Source organism: Dickeya fangzhongdai (assembly GCF_002812485.1).
Classification (GTDB): domain Bacteria; phylum Pseudomonadota; class Gammaproteobacteria; order Enterobacterales; family Enterobacteriaceae; genus Dickeya; species Dickeya fangzhongdai.
Genome location: NZ_CP025003.1, coordinates 2,148,472 through 2,169,987, shown reverse-complemented (window position 1 = coordinate 2,169,987; position 21,516 = coordinate 2,148,472). Strand labels below are relative to the sequence as shown.

General features: G+C 55.1%; 17 protein-coding genes. 6 read left to right on the top strand and 11 right to left on the bottom strand.

The features are described from left to right. Window positions 1-116 precede the first annotated feature (116 nt). Window positions 117-887 (top strand): DNA-binding transcriptional repressor DeoR, encoded by a 771-nt coding sequence (deoR, locus tag CVE23_RS09815; RefSeq protein WP_100849436.1) that lies wholly within the window; start codon window positions 117-119, stop codon window positions 885-887. A gap of 63 nt (window positions 888-950) precedes the next feature. On the opposite strand, the gene CVE23_RS09810 is transcribed toward deoR, so the two are convergent. Then, window positions 951-2,159, bottom strand: a complete 1,209-nt coding sequence (locus CVE23_RS09810; protein WP_038918834.1) for a serine hydrolase — start codon at window positions 2,157-2,159, stop codon at window positions 951-953. Window positions 2,160-2,681: 522 nt separating this feature from the next. On the opposite strand from CVE23_RS09810, the gene CVE23_RS09805 reads away from it, so the two are divergent. Further along, entirely contained in the window at window positions 2,682-3,500 is an 819-nt protein-coding gene (locus tag CVE23_RS09805) for an alpha/beta fold hydrolase (protein ID WP_038918833.1), read from the top strand. Window positions 3,501-3,576: 76 nt separating this feature from the next. Here the strand turns inward: CVE23_RS09805 and CVE23_RS09800 are convergent, their stop codons facing one another. From CVE23_RS09800 to CVE23_RS09790, 3 genes are all read right to left on the bottom strand, one after another. Beyond that, a complete protein-coding gene (locus tag CVE23_RS09800) occupies window positions 3,577-4,239 on the bottom strand; it encodes a methionine ABC transporter permease (RefSeq protein WP_038659430.1) in 663 nt (220 codons plus the stop codon). Then, window positions 4,232-5,248, bottom strand: a complete 1,017-nt coding sequence (locus tag CVE23_RS09795; RefSeq protein WP_100849435.1) for a methionine ABC transporter ATP-binding protein — start codon at window positions 5,246-5,248, stop codon at window positions 4,232-4,234. Before CVE23_RS09795 ends, CVE23_RS09800 begins: the two co-directional genes overlap by 8 nt. Window positions 5,249-5,393: 145 nt before the next feature. Continuing rightward, entirely contained in the window at window positions 5,394-6,239 is an 846-nt protein-coding gene (locus CVE23_RS09790) for a MetQ/NlpA family ABC transporter substrate-binding protein (RefSeq protein ID WP_100849434.1), read from the bottom strand. A 270-nt stretch (window positions 6,240-6,509) separates the two neighbouring features. Between CVE23_RS09790 and CVE23_RS09785 the strand changes: the two genes are divergently transcribed. Continuing rightward, window positions 6,510-7,127 carry a glutathione S-transferase family protein gene (locus CVE23_RS09785; RefSeq protein ID WP_038659438.1) on the top strand — a complete coding sequence of 206 codons (618 nt, stop codon included), beginning with the start codon at window positions 6,510-6,512 and terminating at the stop codon, window positions 7,125-7,127. Window positions 7,128-7,173: 46 nt separating this feature from the next. Here CVE23_RS09785 and CVE23_RS09780 read toward each other — a convergent pair whose 3' ends face one another. Beyond that, window positions 7,174-8,298: a PQQ-dependent sugar dehydrogenase gene (locus CVE23_RS09780; protein ID WP_038918830.1), complete on the bottom strand. Its 1,125-nt coding sequence runs from the start codon at window positions 8,296-8,298 to the stop codon at window positions 7,174-7,176. A gap of 255 nt (window positions 8,299-8,553) precedes the next feature. Between CVE23_RS09780 and rimO the strand changes: the two genes are divergently transcribed. Continuing rightward, window positions 8,554-9,957, top strand: coding sequence for a 30S ribosomal protein S12 methylthiotransferase RimO (rimO, locus tag CVE23_RS09775; protein WP_167389547.1), 1,404 nt, complete (start codon window positions 8,554-8,556; stop codon window positions 9,955-9,957). A gap of 171 nt (window positions 9,958-10,128) precedes the next feature. Then, complete coding sequence (gene sanA / locus CVE23_RS09770) at window positions 10,129-10,884, top strand: outer membrane permeability protein SanA (protein ID WP_038918829.1); 756 nt, start codon at window positions 10,129-10,131, stop codon at window positions 10,882-10,884. On the opposite strand, the gene yeiB is transcribed toward sanA, so the two are convergent. Next, the gene (gene yeiB, locus CVE23_RS09765) at window positions 10,885-12,033 is read right to left on the bottom strand and encodes a DUF418 domain-containing protein YeiB (RefSeq protein WP_188726066.1); all 1,149 of its coding nucleotides are present in this window, start codon (window positions 12,031-12,033) and stop codon (window positions 10,885-10,887) included. Between the two features lie 11 nt (window positions 12,034-12,044). On the opposite strand from yeiB, the gene CVE23_RS22885 reads away from it, so the two are divergent. Next, complete coding sequence (locus tag CVE23_RS22885) at window positions 12,045-12,194, top strand: hypothetical protein (RefSeq protein WP_162942894.1); 150 nt, start codon at window positions 12,045-12,047, stop codon at window positions 12,192-12,194. Here the strand turns inward: CVE23_RS22885 and folE are convergent. The 5 genes from folE to CVE23_RS09740 form a co-directional block, all read right to left on the bottom strand. Further along, complete coding sequence (gene folE / locus CVE23_RS09760; RefSeq protein ID WP_038659451.1) at window positions 12,182-12,850, bottom strand: GTP cyclohydrolase I FolE; 669 nt, start codon at window positions 12,848-12,850, stop codon at window positions 12,182-12,184. The two genes, CVE23_RS22885 and folE, sit on opposite strands and share 13 nt — an antisense overlap. A 199-nt stretch (window positions 12,851-13,049) precedes the next feature. Further along, window positions 13,050-14,735 (bottom strand): methyl-accepting chemotaxis protein, encoded by a 1,686-nt coding sequence (locus CVE23_RS09755; protein WP_049853878.1) that lies wholly within the window; start codon window positions 14,733-14,735, stop codon window positions 13,050-13,052. A 378-nt stretch (window positions 14,736-15,113) separates the two neighbouring features. Then, a complete protein-coding gene (locus CVE23_RS09750) occupies window positions 15,114-16,781 on the bottom strand; it encodes a methyl-accepting chemotaxis protein (protein WP_100849432.1) in 1,668 nt (555 codons plus the stop codon). Window positions 16,782-17,575: 794 nt separating this feature from the next. Then, window positions 17,576-19,237 (bottom strand): methyl-accepting chemotaxis protein, encoded by a 1,662-nt coding sequence (locus tag CVE23_RS09745; RefSeq protein ID WP_100849431.1) that lies wholly within the window; start codon window positions 19,235-19,237, stop codon window positions 17,576-17,578. Window positions 19,238-19,732: 495 nt separating this feature from the next. Further along, window positions 19,733-21,406 carry a methyl-accepting chemotaxis protein gene (locus CVE23_RS09740; protein ID WP_100849430.1) on the bottom strand — a complete coding sequence of 558 codons (1,674 nt, stop codon included), beginning with the start codon at window positions 21,404-21,406 and terminating at the stop codon, window positions 19,733-19,735. Between the last annotated feature and the right edge of the window lie 110 nt (window positions 21,407-21,516).

Below are 21,516 nucleotides of genomic sequence, written 5' to 3'. Positions count from 1 at the left end.
TTCACTTTCATCCTTAATCACGTATCCCGATTCAGGCATTTGTCATGAAGGATGGCGTAGTGCATGGTGAAGATTCTGCATCGGAGCACGTCTGACCGGCATTATCGAGGAAAAACATGGAAACGCGTCGCGCAGCACGGCTCAACAAACTGGCTCAGGCTTTAAAAAAGGCCGATAAACTGCACCTGAAGGATGCGGCGCAACTGCTCGGCGTCTCTGAGATGACAGTTCGACGCGACCTGAACGCCCAGCCGGAGGCGTCGGTAGTGCTGCTGGGCGGCTACGTGGTTTGTGATCTGAAAGCCAACGGCGCCACCAGCTATTTTGTCTCCGATCAGCAGACCAAGCATGTGGTGGAAAAAAGCATCGTGGGCGAGCTGGCCGCCGCCTGCATCGAACCAAACGATACCGTGTTTTTTGACTGCGGCACCACCATCCCTTTCATCATTGCCGCCATTCCGGATGACCTGCCGTTTACCGGCATTTGCTATTCGCTCAATACGTTTCTGGTGCTGCAAGGCAAACCGAACGGCCGGGTGATCCTGTGCGGTGGAGAGTTCCATCCTGACAACGCCATTTTTACTCCGCTGGGGCGTCAGCATGAACTGGATCAGATCTGCCCGACCAAAGCGTTCATCTCAGCGGGGGGAATCGATCAGGAGGCCGGCGCCACCTGTTTTAACTTCGCCGAACTGGCGATGAAACACCGCGCCATGGCGTTATCCCAGCGCGTGATTCTGGTGGCGGACGGCAGCAAATTCGGCAAACGCAAGCCCGCGCGCATCGGCGCGCTGACCTTATTTGACACGGTCATTACCAACCACACGCCGGACGCTGACTGCATACACTATCTCAAAGCCAACAACATTCGATTGCTGACGCCCTGAGACTGACGACCTTACTCACGGCAGATGACCCGGCTGGGCCATCTGCTCGCAATTTCAGGCCGGTTAACCGAATACCCCGCCAAACCAGCCGGACAGCGTCATCAGCACCCTATCCCACAGGCGGCTGAAGAAGCCGGCTTCCGGTATATCCTCCATCACCACCAATGGACGCTGGCCGACACTGTTGCCATCCAGCTGAAAATCAATGGTTCCGACCACCTGACCTTTCTTCAACGGCGCCTGCAACTGCGGCTGCGCCAGCGTGAAACTGGCCTTCAGGTTTTTCATTTGCCCTTTCGGCACGGTCAGCGCGGCATCCTGCGCGACGCTCAGTCTGGCCTGTTTTTCGGTGCCGAACCACACCCGCGACGTGGTAAATGGCGTATCGCTGCGCACCGGCGTCACGGTTTCAAAGAAGCGGAACCCCCAGGTCAGCAGTTTTTCACTCTCCCGAAAGCGCACCGCGTCCGACGGCGCGCCCAGCACGACCGAAATCAGCCGCATGTCGCCATCGACGGCGGACGCCACCAGACTGTGACCCGCCCCGCCGGTATAGCCGGTTTTCACGCCATCCACGCGCAGATTGCTGTTCCACAGCAGGCGGTTGCGGTTTGGCTGGCGGATATTATTGAACGTAAATTCTTTTTCGCTGTGTAGCGCGTATTCGCCCGGTACATCGCGGATCAACGCCTGAGTCAGGCGCGCCATGTCGCGGGCGGTGCTGTACTGCCCAGACGTATCCAGACCATGTACCGTGAGAAAATGGGTATTCGCCAGCCCAAGTGTGGCGGCGTACTGGTTCATCAGGCTGACGAAGGCATCCTGGCTGCCGGCGACATAATCCGCCAGCGCGATACTGGCATCGTTGCCGGACTGAATCACCATGCCTTTATTAAGATCGGACACCGGAATCTGGTCACCCGGCTTAAGGAACATCAACGACGACCCACGCAGCACCGGATTACCGGTAGCCCAGGCATCTTTCCCAACGGTGACTTTATCTTCCGGCGTGATCTTCCCCACCTTGATGGCCTGACCAATCACATAGCTGGACATGATTTTAGTCAGGCTGGCGGGATCCAACCTGACATCGGCATTCGACTCCGCCAGCACCCGCCCGCTGGCGTAATCGATCAGAATAAAGGCTTTGGCCTCAATTTGCGGCGGAGGCGGCATCTGCTCAGCCCGAAGTACCGGCGAAACCGTCATCAGCACCGTGGCGGCCACCACGACTACGCGTCCCCAGGAAATGAGAGGTGTCACTATCTTCATGCGCGCTGCCCATAAATTGTTAAAAGTGAAGAGGATCAATCGGTTTACCCAGTCTAACCCGTACTAAGGTAGCCCGGCATACCTGAGAATAAAATCGTTCACTCTGTAAAGTTCGTCAAAGAAAATAAAAAATCAGCAGAATCCGCCCGAGCACACAGTCAGATTCACTACCAACAGGCGATAATCCCCTTGTTTACGCCACCACAGCACGTCCTCGCCCACACATCTGTCGAAATCATTAAAATTTTTTATCAAATCATCTTTGCATACCGCTTAGGTCGACATTTTTAATATGTTATTTCTTTTTAGAAAGCTTAATGCTGCGAATAAATTAAGTGGCATTTATCTCATCCCAAATAATGTGATAAATTAACGATGTCAATATATTAACAACAAGGATAGAAACGGTTTTCCTTCGGTCTTTTTTCAGAGGGAGAATTATTAATTCGGTTAAATCTCACAAATAAAAATGTTCTAACGATAGCGCCATGCCTTGGCCGGGCAAACAAAAGGGAATTTATCATGTCCATAGAAAAATGCATTGTCACATATGACTCATGGAAAATATATGTTGAAAAGCATATTTCCGATCCTGCACATGAAACCATTATTATGGTTAACGGAGCACTATCGACAACCGCAGCATTCAAAAATACCGTAAAAAACCTGTCCAGCAGGTTTAATATAATTCTTTTTGATTTGCCGTTTATTGGTGAATCCCTGCCTCACAACACGCTGGATAGAGTCATAACCAAAAGCGATGAAGTCAATATCCTGCTTCATCTCATCGACACGCTTGAACCGGACCATATCCTGTCGATTTCCTGGGGCGGCCTGTCTTCAATGCTTGCCTTGTCAAACAAGCCCAAGCAGATCAAGAAAGCCGTGATCGCGTCATTTTCAGCGCATCTTAACGATAAAATGCGAGATTATATCCAACGCGCCAGGCAATATATTCACTCGAAGGAATTCGAAAACGCGGCAGAACTGCTCAATAATGAAGTAGGTAAATTCCTGCCGCCTTTATTGAAACATATTAATCTGAAACATATCTCCTCCATGAGCGAATTTGCATTCCAGCAGGTCAATTTCCATATCGACCAGGTTCTCACGCTCAAGGAAGAGCATTATATAGAAATGTTCAAAGATATTAACGCTGAGGTACTTTTTCTGAATGGTGAAAATGACGAGTACACCACCGCCGACGATATCAAGAAAATGGAAAAATATATCAGGATCTGCGAATTCAGTACGATTCCTGAGGCAGGTCACTTCCTTGACCTCGAAAACAGGAAAGCCGCAAAACAGGTAGCGGAAAGAATAATATCGTTTTTCGCATAACAAGACACTTATTCGCCAGGCCGCTGAACCAATATCAGCGGCCTGGTCACTAAGTAGATTATCAAATAATATTTAATTATCGGCGACGTTCGCGCTTGTCAGCGCGTTTTGCCAACCAGTCACCCAACGTTTGCACGATCTGTACCAGAATAACCAGTGCAATCACGGTAATCACCATCACCTGGGTTTCGTAGCGGTAATAGCCGAAGCGAATCGCCAGGTCGCCCACACCGCCGCCGCCGACAATCCCGGCCATCGCGGAGTAACCGATCAGACTGACCAGCGTAATGGTCAACCCTCGCAGCAACCCGGCGCGCGCCTCGGGCAGCAGTACCGTGCAGATGATGCGCAACGGACTGGCGCCAAACGCTTCCGCCGCTTCCACAATCCCCGGATCCACGTCACGCAGAGCGCTGTCGACCAGACGCGCATAGAACGCGATCGCCGCCACCGACATCGGCACCGCCGCCGCTACCGGGCCGATGGTGTTCCCCAGCAGGAACTGGGTCAACGGCAGCAACAATACCAGCAAAATGACGAACGGAATCGAACGGATGATATTCACCAGCACAGTACCGAACAGATAGAGAAACCGATTTTCCCAGAACAGATGACGGTCGGTTACATAGATTAGGAACCCAAGCGGCAACCCGCCCAGCAACGCAAACAGCGTCGAAATGCCTACCATCTGGAAGGTTTCGCCAAAGGCATTGAACAGATCGGCCAGCAACTCAGCCATGCAGCACCTCCACCTGAGCCGTGCGTTGTTGAATGTGTTTCACCGCGTCCGCCACAACCCGATCGTCACTGGGATGGGTCAGTAGCGCGACCAGAATGCCTAACGCCCGATGACCGATATACTCGATTTTGCCGTGCAGGATATTGACCGATACGCCATAGCGGGTCGCCACATCCGACAACACCGGTTGCTCTGCCGACTCGCCGATGAACAGGATTTTCAGCAACGTGCCGCGCAACTCTTCCTTCAGGCGCGCCGGCAGTTCCAGATTGAGGGTGTGCGACACCAGTTGCCGGGTAAAGGCATGTCGCGGCGTGGCGAAAATATCGAACACATCGCCCTCTTCCACCACACGACCGCCGGTCATCACCGCCACTCGATCGCAAATCGCCTTGATCACACTCATTTCGTGGGAGATCAACACAATGGTGATGCCCAGCTTCTGATTGATCTCTTTTAGCAAATCCAGAATCGCCGCTGACGTTTCCAGATCCAGTGCCGACGTCGGCTCATCGCACAGCAGCACTTCCGGGTGATTGGCGATGGCGCGGGCGATGCCCACACGCTGTTTTTGACCGCCGCTCAACTGCGACGGATAGGCGTCGGCTTTATCCGCCAGCCCAACCAGCGCCAGAATTTCCGGAACCCGCTGATCGATAATCGGTGTCGGTTTACCGGCGGCGCGCAGGCTGAATGCCACGTTCTGCGCTACGGTGCGCGTCTGCATCAAATTGAAATGCTGAAAAATCATGCCAATTTTCTGACGTTCGGTCCGCAGCGCCTGACCGCTCAGGTCGCTGACCTGCACGCTATTGACCCGTACCTGACCCGAAACCGGGCGTTGCAGCAGATTAATGGTGCGCAGCAGCGTACTCTTTCCCGCCCCGCTGGCCCCGACAATCCCGTAGACCTCTCCCTGACGAATGTGCAGGCTGACGTCATCCACCGCCCGCGCGCCCGCGCCTTTTCCCTGAGGAAATTCTACGCAGATATTTTCTAACTGAATCATTATCCGCATGACTCCTGATAACCAATGGAAGAAAAACAGAAAGCCGGTCGAAGACCGGCTCATGCTGATACTACGCGATCCTTGTTCTGAATCGGCGTACTGCCGATGGCGTCATACCTCAAACGCCATCGGCTTCAGGTGATTATTATTTGGCCGGCGCCGGCGTTTGCGCCGTCATCCAGTCAGGACGCTGGAACTGGCTGAACATCGTGGCCGGATCGTTAATCACCGCGGCATACGCCGGGGATTCCACCACCGCTTTAATCTCTTTCACAAACGGCTTGTCCAGATCATCGGTGCGCACCGCAATCACGTTTTTCAGGTTTTCATCCAGCGTTTCCAGCTTCAACGCGGAAGAGAGTTTCAGCCCGGCGGCGATGGCAAAGTTGCCGTTCACCAGCGACGCGGTCACGCTATCCAGCGTACGCGGCAGTTGCGCAGCCTCCAGCGGCTTGAACACCAGTTCGCGCGGGTTGTTCTGAATATCTTTTTCCGACGCTTTGGTCGGATCAATATTCGGTTTAATGGTGATCAACCCCAACGATTGCAGAAAACGCAGACCGCGCGCCAGATTGGTCGGGTCGTTGGACAAGGTGATCACATCGCCTTTCTTCAATTGATCCAGCGAGGTAATTTTACGGGAGTAGAACCCCATACTGGCGGTCGGCACCGTGATCAGGCGAGTGAGTTTCAGCCCTTTATCGGCGGAAAATTTTTCCAGATACAGCGTATGCTGGAACAGGTTGGCGTCGATGCTGCCGTTAGACAACGCCAGATTGGGCTGCACATAGTCGCTGAATTCACGCACCACCACGTTGTAGCCTTTTTTGGTCAGCTCCGGCTTGATGGCCTGATTCACCATATCCCCGTATGGCCCTGGCGCTACGCCGAATACGATCGTGTGCGGGTCGCTCTGCGCTAACGCCAGCGAGGTTCCAGAAGCCAAAAGCGCAACCGTCAGCGCGGCGCGAATCGAATGGGTTAATGCCATGTAATAGTTATCCTGTCTGCTAATAAATAGCGGTCATTATTGGAAATATCAGCCTGATTGGTAAATAGAAAAAAGCTATATCAATATTTCCTGTCTGTCTGTTGTACCGAATGACGAATAAATCGCCACCTAAGAAGCGGTTACATCCCACCGCGGCTATGAGTATAGTGACAATAGCGTTATTTAAAGCACTGACATTAGCATGAGCGTCAGGCGGCACGATAACCGCCGGCGTCATTGCGTAAAAAACCAACGGGAAGGAGTGATGTGATGCTGATAATCTGGGGTCGTGAAAATTCGACCAATGTGAAGAAGGCGCGCTGGTGTGCGGCAGAACTCGGGTTGGCGTATGAACTGGTGCCGGCGGGCGGGCAATTCGGCCGCAACCGCGATCCGGACTATCTGTCCATGAACCCCAACGGGCTGGTGCCCTGCCTGCAGGATGACGACCTGGTGCTGTGGGAATCGCATGCCATCGTGCGTTATCTGGCCGCGCAATATGGTCAGGGCCGCTTCTGGCATGCCGACCCGAAAACACAGGCCGGCATCGATAAATGGCTGGATTGGGCCGCGGGGTTCACCGAACCTTACAAACAGGTCTTTATCAACCTGGTGCGTACCGCGCCGGAAAAACGCAATATGCAGGATGTCGAAACCGGCATCGCCGGTTGCGAAAAATTATTTGCTATCGCCGATGCGGTGCTGGCGAAGCAGCGCTGGCTTTCCGGCGATGAATTCGGCATTGGCGACATTCCGTTAGGGTGCATCGCTTATAGCTGGTTCAATCTGCCGATTAGCCGCCAGCCTCGTCCGCATCTGGAGCGCTGGTATCAGCAATTGACCGAACGGGACGCATTCCGTCAGACCGTGATGTTGCCGCTGACTTAATCTTGCTGGAGCGCCCGGCGCGGGCGCTCCGTTACGCTAGATGTCGTCACTCCGCCAGCCCGACTTTCAGCAATTTGCCGTTATCCTGATCGGTCAGCACATAAAGATAGCCATCCGGCCCCACCCGCACATCGCGGATACGCTCTCCCCGATCGGCCAGCAGCCGCTCTTCCGCAACGACCCGATCCCCTTCCAGCGACAGCCGGATCAGGCTGGTACTCGCCAGCGCGCCGATGAATAACGAATGACGCCAGGCCGGGAAACGGCCGCTGTTGTAAAACGCCATCCCGCTGATGGCCGGCGAAACTTTCCAGTAATAAACCGGGTTGGCGGTGCCGGCCACTTCCGTTCCCTGAAATTCCGGAATCTTTTGCCCCGAATAATCGATGCCGTACGTCGCCAGCGGCCAGCCGTAATTTTCGCCCGGACGGGGAATATTCACCTCATCGCCACCGCGCGGTCCGTGTTCGCTTTCCCAGATATCGCCGGACCACGGATTCAGAGCCAGCCCCTGCGGGTTGCGCAATCCGTAGGACCAGATTTCCGGTCTGGCGCCCGAGTGGTTAACAAACGGATTATCGGCCGGCACCTCGCCTTCCGGGGTGAGACGCACCAGTTTGCCCTGCAAACTGCCCAGATCCTGAGCCAGCATGCGCTGCTGATTTTCGCCCAGCGCGATAAACAGATGCCCCTGCCGGTCAAACGCCATACGTCCACCAAAATGGGCGCCGGTCGAGCGCTTCGGCAACTGCCGGAAAATCACGGTGAAGTTGTTCAGTTTGCGCATATCATCCGACAGAACGCCAAATCCCACCGTTGTTCCCGCCAGCCCTTCCGGTCCCGATTCGGCATAACTCAGGTATACGCGGCGATCCTGCCGGAAATTCGGCGACAGCACCACATCGAGCAAACCGCCCTGCGAACGGGCAAACACCGCCGGAACGCCGTCGAGCGGCGCCGACAACCCTTTTCCAGCCTGCCAGTACCGCAACTGGCCGGAGCGTTCCGTCAGCAACAATCCCTGATCGTCCGGCAAGAACGCCAGCGACCACGGATGATCAAGATTATCCTGCAACACCGTGACTGTCGGCGCAGCAAACAGACTCATGGAAAACAGCCAGCCTGCCGCCAGCAGCGGCAAGGTAATAAAATGAACGCGGGGAAAAAACATGCAGGTTCTCCCTGTTATGGGACATGGCGATGAAACCACCACATGTAAAACGACACAGAATGTAAAACTAATAGCATGTTGAACCAAACCGCCAGGTAAAATTTACTCAAATTTGCATCCTGTTCCACCAAACCGCGCCAGTCGCCGGCGGTCGGTTCTCGCTGATTATTTTATAATCACACGGGACTGTTTCCTGACGATGATTCAGGTATAATCCGCCGCATTTTTCCGCCCCAACCCGATGTATGAGACGCTATGACTGTTAACACCTTCGATCCATCCCAGACCACTACGCTGTCGGCACCGCAAAAAGCCCTGAGCGATCAATCCGGTGGCGCCGGCAAAGACCTGTCACGCAAGATCGGCTTTGTCAGCCTCGGTTGCCCGAAAAACCTGGTGGATTCGGAGCGCATCCTGACCGAACTGCGTACCGAAGGGTATCAGGTAGTGCCAAGCTACAACGACGCCGATCTGGTGATCGTCAATACCTGCGGTTTCATCGACAGCGCGGTGCAGGAATCGCTGGAAGCGATTGGCGAAGCGCTCAACGAAAACGGCAAGGTGATTGTGACCGGCTGTCTGGGTGCGAAAGAGAATCAGATCCGCGAAGTGCATCCCAAAGTGCTGGAAATTACCGGCCCGCACAGCTACGAGCAGGTGCTTAATCATGTGCATCACTACGTTCCCAAACCGGAACACGACCCGTTCACCAGCCTGATCCCGGCGCAGGGCGTGAAACTGACGCCGCGCCACTACGCCTATCTGAAAATTTCCGAAGGCTGCGATCACCGTTGCACTTTCTGCATCATTCCGTCGATGCGCGGCGATTTGGACAGCCGTCCGATCGGTTCAGTACTGGATGAAGCCAAACGGCTGGCGGATGCAGGCGTGAAGGAACTGCTGGTCATCTCCCAGGATACGTCCGCCTATGGCGCCGACGTCAAACACCGCACCGGGTTCTGGAACGGACAGCCGGTGAAAACCAGCATGGTCAGCCTGTGCGAGCAACTGGCGACGCTGGGGCTGTGGGTGCGCCTGCACTATGTTTATCCCTACCCGCACGTGGACGACATCATTCCGCTGATGGCGGCCGGTAAGGTGCTGCCGTATCTGGATATTCCGCTGCAACATGCCAGCCCGAAAATCCTCAAGCTGATGAAGCGCCCCGGCGCGGTGGAGCGAACGCTGGAACGTATCAAGCGCTGGCGTGAGATTTGCCCGGAGTTGACGCTGCGTTCAACCTTTATTGTCGGCTTCCCCGGCGAAACCGAGGAAGATTTCCAGATGCTACTGGATTTCCTGCAGGAAGCGCAGTTGGATCGCGTGGGCTGTTTCCGTTACAGCCCGGTGGAAGGCGCAGCGGCAAACGACCTGCCGGATCAGGTGTCGGAAGCGGTGAAAGAAGAGCGTTACCACCGTTTCATGCAGATACAACAGCAGATTTCCAGCCAACGCCTGCAGGCCAAAGTGGGCCGCGAACTGAAAGTGCTGATCGATGAAGTCGACGAGGAAGGCGCTATCGGCCGCAGCATGGCGGATGCGCCGGAGATCGACGGCGCGGTCTATCTGAACGGCGAAAGCCGGGTCAAAGTGGGCGATCTGGTTACCGTGAAAATCGAACACGCCGACGAATACGACCTGTGGGGCAGCCGGGTCTGATTCCGTCCAAACCAGTCGGGTTGATAACCCGGCTGGTGTTTCCCCACCCCGTCATTCTGACCAAAAAACCAGCAACGTTTATCGCTTCCGGACAGTTCGCCTTGCGTCGTTCCGACGCCTCAAGTAGCCTTGCCTCATGACTATCTACTCCATGCGGACGAAGGCAGCAGCATGTGGAAACGCCTGATATTTGGTCTTTTCACCGCCATTCTGGTGATGGCCTGCGGCGCTTTTCTGCTTGACCGCTGTATCAGCTGGCGCACCGCGCCCTACATTTACGAGGATGTGCAGGATCTGCCGCCGCGCCAGGTCGGGGTAGTCTTGGGCACCGCCAAGTATTATCGCGCCGGCGTCATCAACCAGTATTATCTGTTCCGGATTCAGGGCGCGCTCAACGCCTACAACAGCGGCAAGGTCAGCTACCTGCTGCTGAGCGGCGACAATGCCCAGCAAAGTTATAACGAACCCATGACCATGCGACGCGATCTGATCGCCGCCGGGGTTCCGCCCACCAATATTGTGCTGGACTATGCCGGATTCCGCACGCTGGACTCCATCGTGCGCACCCGCAAAGTGTTCGATACCAACGATTTCACCATTATTACCCAGCGATTCCACTGCGAGCGTGCGCTATTTATCGCGCTGCACAAAGGTATTCAGGCGCAGTGCTTCGCGGTGCCGTCGCCCAAGGATATCTGGCAGGTACGTATGCGGGAGTTCGGCGCCCGGTTGGGTACGCTGTTCGATCTCTACATTCTCAAGCGCGAACCCCGCTTTCTGGGGCCGCAGGTGCCGATTCCATCCGAGTACAAGATTTCGGATGACGAGCCCAGTTACCCGGCGGTGCCGCCTGAATTCATGAACGACCTGGATTCGCGCGTGGAGCCGCCGCTGCGGCAGAAACCGTCGCCGCCGGCATCCCGCTGATCAGGGTTCATGCGCGGATTGCGCAGAAACCGGCCCGGCAACCCGAGCCGTCAGCCAGCGCCATACGCCCTCTAGCGGCCCTTGCCGGAAAGCGCCCAGCCAGATACGCGCCGCCAGCAGATTGCATAGCCATACCGGCGGTACCACCAGCAATAGCTGCCAGCGATCCAATTGCATAAACCAGCCGAGGCGGTTGAACAGCGCGGTGCAAATCAGGGTTTGCAACAGATAGCTGCTTAACGCCATACGCCCGACATCGACAATCCAGCGAGTTAGCCGCCAGTTCGCCAGCGTCGGCCAGAAGCCGTAACACAACGCCAGATACGCAATCGCCTGCAGCGGCGCGCCCACTTCCCGCGGGATTTGCAACAGCAAACCGCACCAGCGGTAGTCCCATTGCAGTTGCCACTGTGCAGCGACGCCCACCCCGTCAATCAGCAACGCCAACGGCAGCAGCCATAGCGCGACGCGGCGATAATGCCGCTGGCTAAACTGCCCACGCAGCCAGCCGCTGCGCATCAGCGCCGCGCCCATCACCATCGACCCGGCCAGCAGCCAGCCATACTGGATGCCCAGCGACAACAGGCTTTCATTCAGCAACGACAGTCGATTACGCCAGGCTTCCGGCCCGCCTTGCACCAGCCACCAGGCTTCATAGGTGACCTCGGCCGGCCCCGGCTGCCAGAAACTGCCGCCGTCCGGACTTAGCACCTGACTCAACACCACTAGCATCGCCAGCCCCATCAGATACAGCACCACACCGGTACGCAGCAACATGCGGGTGCTGTCGGCGTGCCGCAACAGGCCGTAGCACACCAGGCCGATCAGGCCATAGTCCAGCAGGATATCGCCGTCCCACATAAAAATGCTGTGAAACAGACCGAACACCATCAGCCAGAACAATCGCGCATGAATCCAACGCTTGCCGCGTTTTAGCAGCAGTTGCAGCCCGGCGCCAAACAGCAGGGCAAACAGGGTGAGAAATTTCCCCTGCGCCACCATATCCATCAGCGCCCACGTCCAGGCATCCGCGGCGGAAGGCGGCCCCTGCCACGCCGGGTTGAGGTAGGCCGCGTGCGGCAGACCGAACGAGACAATATTCATTAACAGAATGCCGAGCATCGCCAGGCCACGGGCGAAGTCCAGCATAGGAATACGGGATGAAGAATGAGGCGGTGGCGACATGGCTTTTAGCAAATACAGGGAAGTATCAGCGAATTGTAGTGACTGGCACGGCAAATGCCCATGATTTTATGGCGGCCGACACCGGCCGCCGGAAGACAACCAACCGGGACGATCAGTTGTGGTGATGACGCACGGCGCGCAGGAACTCCTGCCGGGTATTCTGACTGGATTTGAACAGGCCGCCCAGCGACGTGGTGGTGGTGGCGCTGGTGGCGTCGCGAATACCGCGCGCCTTGACGCAATAGTGCACCGCGTCAATCGACACCGCCACGTTGTTGGTGCCGAGCAGCGTCTGCAACGCCACCAGAATCTGCTGGGTCAGACGCTCCTGCACCTGCGGGCGCTGGGAGAAGAACTGCACGATACGGTTGATTTTGGACAGCCCAATCACGCCCTCTTTCGGGATGTAGGCCACCGTGGCTTTACCGTCGATAGTCACAAAGTGGTGTTCGCAGGTACTGGTCAGGGTGATGTCGCGCACCGTCACCATTTCGTCCACTTTCATCTTGTTTTCGATAATGGTGATTTTCGGGAAATTGGCGTAATCCAGACCGGAAAAGATCTCTTCCACATACATTTTGGCGATGCGGTGAGGGGTTTCCGCCAGACTATCGTCTTCCAGATCGAGATTCAGCAGGTTCATGATTTCCGTCATGTGCTCAGCGATGAGGCGCTTACGGGTTTCACTCTCCAGCATCTTGCCGCGCAGTGGGGTTTCCAGGCCACGCGCCAGCAGCGCCTCGTGAACCAGGGCCGCTTCTTTTGTTAATACAGCCGACATGTTTTTCTCCAGCAGGTGTCTCTCAGTCTGACGTTGCCCAGGGCCAACGCCGGCCACAACTCTAATGGAGTGTCTGAAGATTATCCAGTGATTGTGTGTCATGGCTGATGAAAAGACTTCAACTTGCCACGGCGCTTACCACGACAACACCGCGCCCGCCGTATCCGTTGCAACGGACGCGGCGGGCGGTCGGACAGGATCAGAATTTTTCCCAGTTATCCTGCTCGTTGGCCTTACGGGCAGGCGGCAAAGCCGGGGTTGTTCCCCTGAGCGCCGGGCGCTTCAGCGCCATGTTGCCCGCCGGGTTTGCGCGCCCGGCGGCCGTCTGGTGTTCAGTGCCGAGGTGGAACACTTCTACTGCCTGCGTCAGTTGTCGCGCCTGATCTTCCAGCGACGTGGCGGCCGTCATCGCCTGTTGCACCAACGCGGCATTCTGTTGCGTCACGCCGTCCATTTCATTGACGGCCTGTCCGATTTGCGCAATCCCCCGGCTCTGTTCATCCGATGCCGAGGCTATCTCGCCAATCAGGTCGCTGACATGCGATACGGCGGTGATAATTGTACCCATCGCCTCCCCCGCCTGTTTAACCTGCGATGAGCCGATATCCACCCGGGATACCGATTCCGCGATCAGCCCCTCGATCTCTTTGGCCGCCTGCGCGCTGCGCTGCGCCAGACTGCGCACTTCTCCCGCCACCACCGCGAATCCCCGTCCCTGTTCGCCGGCCCGAGCGGCTTCCACCGCGGCATTCAGCGCCAGAATATTGGTCTGAAAGGCAATGCCATTGATGACCGAGGTAATATCGGCAATCTTGCGGGAGCTGGCGGTAATACTGTCCATGGTTTCCACCACATTGTTGGTAATTTTCCCGCCCTGTTTTGCCGCGTCGGTGGCTTCTCCCGCCAGCTTACTGGCCTGATGCACGTTTTCAGCATTATGCAGCACGGTAGAGCTGAGTTGTTCCATGCTGGCGGCGGTTTCCTGCAGCGCGGAGGCCTGCTGTTCGGTACGGCTGGACAGGTCATTATTACCGTGACGGATTTCCGTCGCGCCCTGATAAATGGTTTCCGCGCTATTACGAATTAACGACACGGTATTTATCAGGCTATTCTGCAATTGTTTAATATCGGGAATAATACGCCCGGCGCAATTACGCCCAAATTCCGCCAAATGTTGATCCAGTCGCCCGGCGGTCAGCTTTGACATGTGCGCCTTAATACTGCCGATGGGGCTAACCAGATAGTTAGCCAGATAACGTTCGCTGATCACAAACACCAGCAGGCTCATCAGCAAAGCGAAAACCAAGACATTCCGGTTCCAACCATTATAGGCATTCACCGACTGGATATAATCGGAACTGGTTATCGCGCTGGAGTACTTCTGGGCTACCTCGCCAAAAGCGACGCTGGCGGCGGGATAGACCGTTCGAAAAATACGCCGGAACTCATCCAGATTATTGCTTCTCAGCGCGCTATACATGGGTTCAATTCCGGTGCTGATTAAATTCGACCAGGTTGTGACCATGTTATCCGCCAACGCCTTATCAATTCCCACGTGCTCCGCTGTTTTAAATTTTTCCAGCGCATCTTTGGTGTTGTTAATCGCATTTTGCGCTGAATCCAGCGTCTTTTTGGCATTGTCGGCATCATTGAATTGCAGATAATCCATTACTCGCGCCATGCGGGTAACCGAGCGAAAATATTGATCGTTGCCATAGACCAGGGAGGAATAGCTGTTTTTCTGAGAGACGCTTTTATTCAAAAGTACAGTCACATGCTGAAGCGAATAAAGACTGAAACCGGACGCACCGCACCATAACACCACAAAAAAACCCATGATGATTAACATCATAATTTTTATGCTGATATTTCTTAGAAAAGTCATAGTTAACTCCAGATCGTTATTTGACGTTTTTCCACGATTCACTGATTAGCAGAGCATCCTTCACCCCTTAATACGGCAAGACATAAATATCGGAACGCTAACGTTGCCACACACCACCGGCAAACACGTCATGCATAGAAAAAGCAAAAGTAACGCCAACCGGCGGTTATGAGCAGGAGAATCAATATCTGGTCAAGTGCGTTCTGATTACCAGCAAGTATAGGCAGGGATAGAAAAAATGGGATGACGCATCCGGCTATTCGCCTAAAAACCGTACCGGGAAAAAGCCAACACAGCGTTTACCTCGCCGGCGTTATGATCAAAAAATGCACCGGCAAGCCGGTGCATTCGGAGATAAAACGGGAAGCCCGAAACCCGTCAGAACGTTTCCCAATCGCCGTGGGACGAACTGGTCGCGGCTGGCAGGGAAGCTTTCAGCGCCGGTCGTTTCAGCGCCGGCACGGCGGCGCGAGGTGAAATAAACACACTCTGCCTGTCGCCAAGATCAAACGCCGCTACCGCCGCCGACAGACTTTGCGCCTGCTCTTCCAGCGACGCCGCCGCCGTGGTGGCTTCCTGCACCAACGCCGCGTTCTGCTGCGTCACGCCGTCCATTTCCGTCACCGCCTGACCGATTTGCGCAATGCCCCGGCTCTGCTCGTCGGACGCCGCCGAAATCTCGCCCATCAGGTCATGCACCCGCGATACCGAGGAGATAATCACTTCCATAGCGCTGCCCGCTTCGCGCACCAGTTCAGAACCGGTATTCACCCGGCCGACCGATTCGCTGATCAGCGTCTCAATCTCTTTGGCCGCCTGCGCGCTACGCTGCGCCAGACTGCGCACTTCCCCGGCCACCACCGCGAAACCACGCCCCTGCTCGCCGGCCCGCGCCGCTTCCACCGCCGCGTTCAGCGCCAGGATATTGGTCTGGAAGGCAATGCCGTTAATTACGCTGGTAATATCGGCAATCTTGCGGGAACTGTCGGAAATGCTCTGCATGGTGGTCACCACGCTGTCGGTGATGTCACCGCCCTGCCGGGCCATTTGCTGCGCTTCTTCGGAAATCTGCCGCGCCTGACGTACGTTGTCGGCGTTGTTTTTCACCGTCGAGGTCAGTTCTTCCATGCTGGCGGCGGTTTCCTGCAGCGCCGAAGCCTGCTGGTCGGTACGGCGCGACAGCTCGTCATTGCCCTGGCGGATTTCGCTGGTGCCGGTATGGATTACCGACGAACTGGTGTGGATGGTTTGTACGGTATCGCTCAGGCTATGCTGCATCGCCCGAATGTAAGGGATCAGTTGTCCGGCGCAGTTGCGGCCGAATTCATTCAGTTCCACGCCGAGTTTACCGCTGGTCAGCAATTCCAGGTGACGTTTAATCTGACCAATCGGCGTCACCAGATAGGTGACCAGATAACGGTCGCTCAGGAACAGCACGATGACGCCAATAATCAGCGCGACCAGCAACACGTTTTTATTGAAGGCGATGTGTTCCTTCAACGCCGTGATGGTATTGTCCGCCTGGATGGCGTTGACGTATTTGTTCGCCACATCGCCAAATTCCACGCTCAGCGCCATATATTGTTGGCGGTAAAGCTGCTGGAAATCATCGTTCCGGCCTTCGCTAACCGCCGCCAACAGCGGCGCCATTCCGTTTTGCAGCAGCCGACTCCAGACATCGACCATCTGCTTCGCCAGCGCCTCATCCACGCCGACGTGCTCGCTGCTTCTAAACTGCGCCAGCGCCTCTTCGCTATTTTTCAGTGCGGTGGTAGCCGAGAGCAGGGTCTTTTGCGCATTGTCGGTATCGCCGGCCTGCCGGTAATCCACCACCCGCATCATCCGCGTTACCGAGCGGAAATACTGATCATTGCCTTTGACCAGATTCGAATAACTTTTCTTTTGGTCTATCGTGTCATCCAGCAGGTTGTTCATGCTGCTGAAGGAGTTCAATGTATAAATAGAGGCGATACCCCAGATAACGGTAAACAGTGCCAGAATCACCAGCATCATTCTTCTGACGGTAATATTTCTTAAAAAAGTCATAACAGGCTCCGGACAATTAATCGCGCGTTAAGCACATGTTTGATAGTAGCCACCTGCGTTTGGTTGACCCCGACTGTAGCCAGACGCATCCCTCACCACAGCCACTCGCTTCGTACCATGACAAGGAAACGCCTGGCTCAACAACAATCATCGGGAAGACGTCAGTAATAACATTTATGTTTCTGGTACGAATGATTACTGAGAAAATCAAAGCAACACGCCAGCGTTGACGACGTTCTATTTAGTCAGCCATGACCGATAACGCCCTCAATGGTTTTCACGTCGCTAAACTATACGATAAAAAACAAAACAATACGGTAAAAACCAGGAGCATCCTGATCTAAAATAAATAAAACCAATCAGGATCACGCCTTCTCAATTCGATTGCTTACATTTTAATTTCTCCCGTTACTGAGTTTAAGGTAATCATCCCAGATGGCAACTGTTCAGTTTTACACCACTTTATTCCCATCCCATCACGCATTATCGCCCCCAAATGATGCGTCAGCCCTATGCTAAAACGCGTGGCCCTGCTGGCTCGACACCGTAGCGACAACGATGCCACAGCCCGTTGATATCACTGACGACCGCCATTCGGTTTCCAGATGTTTCAGGCTGTTTCAATCGAGTATAGAAGCGATAAGAAATTATTAAAGTGCGCAGACGGCCGATTGACGGTCAATATCCGTTCCAGCCAGATGTCGGGTGTAGCGTGAGGTCTATACGGCGTGAAAAAGCGAATGCACCGGCTGGCCGGTGCATTCGAAGAAGATAACGCAGATGTCCCTAATACGTCAGAACGTTTCCCAGTCGCCGTTGGACGAACTGGCCGGCAGGGAGGCTTTCAGCACCGGCCGTTTCAGCACCGGAGCGGCAACACGCGGAGCGTTCAGCGCGGTCTGTCTGTCGCCAAGATCAAACGCTGCTACCGCTGCCGCCAGACTCTGCGCCTGATCTTCCAGCGACGCCGCCGCCGTGGTGGCTTCCTGCACCAGCGCCGCGTTCTGCTGCGTCACGCCGTCCATCTCCGTCACCGCCTGACCGATTTGCGCAATGCCCCGGCTTTGTTCGTCGGACGCCGCCGAAATTTCGCCCATCAGGTCATGTACCCGCGATACCGAGGAGATAATCTCCTCCATGGCGTTGCCCGCTTCCCGCACCAGTCCAGAGCCGGTATTCACCCGGCTGACCGATTCGCCGATCAGCGTCTCTATCTCTTTGGCGGCCTGCGCGCTGCGCTGCGCCAGATTTCTCACTTCTCCGGCCACCACCGCGAAACCACGCCCCTGCTCGCCGGCCCGCGCCGCTTCCACCGCCGCGTTCAGCGCCAGGATATTGGTCTGGAACGCGATGCCGTTAATCACGCTGGTAATATCGGCAATCTTGCGGGAACTGTCGGAAATGCTCTGCATGGTGGTCACCACGCTGTCGGTGATATCCCCCCCCTGCCGGGCCATTTGCTGCGCTTCTTCCGAAATCTGCCGCGCCTGACGTACGTTGTCGGCGTTGTTTTTCACCGTCGAGGTCAGCTCTTCCATACTGGCGGCGGTTTCCTGCAAGGCGGCCGCCTGCTGGTCGGTACGGCGCGACAGTTCATCATTGCCCTGGCGGATTTCGCTGGTACCGGTGTAAATCACCGACGAACTGGCATGGATGGTCTGCACCGTATTGCGCAGGCTGTGCTGCATCGCCCGGATGTAGGGGATCAACTGGCCGGCGCAGTTGCGGCCAAACTCATCCAGCTCCACGCCGAGTTTACCGCTGGTCAGCAATTCCAGATGACGTTTAATCTGACCAATCGGCGTCACCAGATAATTGACCAGATAGCGGTCGCTCAGGAACAGCACGATAACCCCAATAATCAGCGCGACCAGCAGTACATTCTTGTTGATGGCAATGTGTTGCGATGCCGAAATGATAGCGTCGTCGGATTGAATTGCCGCCGCGTATTTATCCGCCACGCCGCCGAATTCCACGCTCAGCGGCGGATACTGTTTGCGAAACAGCTGACGAAAATCGTCCATCCGACCGTCTTTAACCGCCGCCAGCATCGGCTCTACTCCGCTTTGCAGCAATCGGCCCCAGACATCGGTCATCTGCTGCACGACGTCTTTGTCCACACCGATATGCTCGCTGCTTTTGAACTGCGCCAGCGCTTCTTCGCTATTTTTCAGCGCGCTGGCGGCTGAACTCAGGGTTTTCTGCGCATTATCGGCATCGCCGGTCTGCAGGAAATCCACCGCACGCAGCATCCGGGTTACCGCACGAAAATATTGATCGTTGCCTTTGACCAGCATCGAGTAACTCTTCTTTTGCGCCATGTTGTCATTCAGCAAATTGCTCATGCTGCTAAATGAGTTCAGAGTAAAAATGGAGGCGATTCCCCAGAGGACGGTAAACAGTGCCAGGATAATTAACATCATCCTTCTGACAGTGATGTGTCTTAAAATATTCATAACAGGCTCCGGATAATTAGTCGCGCATTCAGCGCTTGCTTAGTCATAGCCACCTGCGATTGGTATTCCCCAGTGTAAATAGATGCATCGCTCACCACTGTGCTGCGCATTGTGACAAGAAAAACCCTGGCTCAATAAATTATTTTCAACAATGTAATAACAATTTTTATTCCGGCATGAATAACGGTTAAATAAAACTGCATTCCTTTTTAGCAACTCGTATTCACTTTCATGACCGGTAACACGCTCACTGTGTCTTCATCTCTAAGACTACAGATTAAAAATTAAGTGAGCCTTAAAATAAAAAAGTAAAATGGACCAGGATCACGTTATTTCATTTTCGACCTTGTTTATTTTTTAATTCCCTCCGTTATTGAGTCCAGGGTAATCATCCCGACGTCAACCACCCGTATACGAATTTAATCCATTGCCATAAAGCAGAATGCACCGGCAAGTCGGTGCATTCTGAGATAGCGTGAGAGAACCAGAAGCGTATCAGAACGTTTCCCAGTCCCCCTGAGAGGAAGCCGCAACCGGCCGCGCGTTCACCGAAGAAGCCAGTACAGGCCGTTTCAGCGCCGGAGCGGCCACACGCGAAGCGCTCAGCGAAATCTGTCGTTCTCCCAGGTCAAACGCCGCTACCGCCGCCGCCAGACTCTGCGCCTGATCTTCCAGCGACGCCGCCGCCGTGGTGGCTTCCTGCACCAACGCCGCGTTCTGCTGCGTCACGCCGTCCATTTCCGTTACCGCCTGACCGATTTGCGCAATGCCCCGGCTCTGCTCGTCGGACGCCGCCGAAATCTCGCCCATCAGGTCATGCACCCGCGATACCGAGGAGATAATCACTTCCATAGCGCTGCCCGCTTCGCGCACCAGTTCAGAGCCGGTATTCACCCGGCTGACCGATTCGCCGATCAGCGTTTCAATCTCTTTGGCCGCCTGCGCGCTGCGTTGCGCCAGATTTCTCACTTCTCCGGCCACCACCGCAAAGCCTCGCCCCTGCTCGCCGGCCCGCGCCGCTTCCACCGCCGCGTTCAGCGCCAGGATATTGGTCTGGAACGCAATACCGTTAATCACATTGGTAATATCGGCAATCCTGCGGGAACTGTCGGAAATGCTCTGCATGGTGGTCACCACGTTGTCGGTAATCTCGCCGCCCTGCCGGGCCATCTGCTGCGCTTCTTCCGAAATCTGCCGCGCCTGACGCACGTTGTCGGCATTGTTTTTCACCGTCGAGGTCAGCTCTTCCATACTGGCGGCGGTTTCCTGCAAGGCGGCCGCCTGCTGGTCGGTACGGCGCGACAGCTCGTCATTGCCCTGACGGATTTCGCTGGTACCGGTGTAAATCACCGACGAGCTGGCATGGATGGTCTGCACCGTATTGCGCAGGCTGTGCTGCATCGTCCGGATGTAGGGGATCAACTGGCCGGCGCAGTTGCGGCCGAATTCATTCAGTTCCACGCCGAGTTTACCGCTGGTCAGCAATTCCAGATGACGTTTAATCTGACCAATCGGCGTCACCAGATAACTCACCAGATAGCGGTCGCTCAGGAACAATATGGTAATACCGATAATCAGCGCGGCCAGTAATACGTTTCTGCTAATCTCGATGTAATATCCCACGTTCATAATGGTGCTGTCGGACTGGATAGCGGCAGCGTATTTTTCTGTCAACTCACCGAACTCCACGCTCATCGGCGGATATTGTTTCAGGAAAATTCGTTTAAATTCATCCATTCGCCCGTCTTTCAGCGCGCTCATCATTGGCTCGACCGCATTGCTGAGGATCTGTTCCCACGATGCAGTCAGTTGCTGAACCTGTTCATTGCTAACGCCGACCTGCCGGCTGCGCTTAAACTGCGCCAACGCCTCTTTGGCATTGTTCAGCGCATCCGTCGCAGAGCTCAACGTTTTCTGGGCATTATCCATATCGCCTTGCTGTATAAATTCCGGTATGCGCGACATACGCATTACCGCACGGGAATATTGGTCGTTGCCGCGAACCAGAATGGAATAACTTTTCTTCTGATCCTGATTGTCACTTAATAAACCATTGACATTGCCAAGTGAATACAGGGTAAACGAGGACGCCATTCCCCACACAACCGTAAACAGCGCCAGGATAATTAACATCATTCGTCTGACGGTAATATTCTTTAAGAAATTCATAACAGGCTCCGAATCATTTTCTGCGTGCATGGCACGTATATTAGTCATAGTCACCTGCGTTGGTTGCTACCCATGTAATCAGACGTATTCTTTACCGCTGCTTACCTATC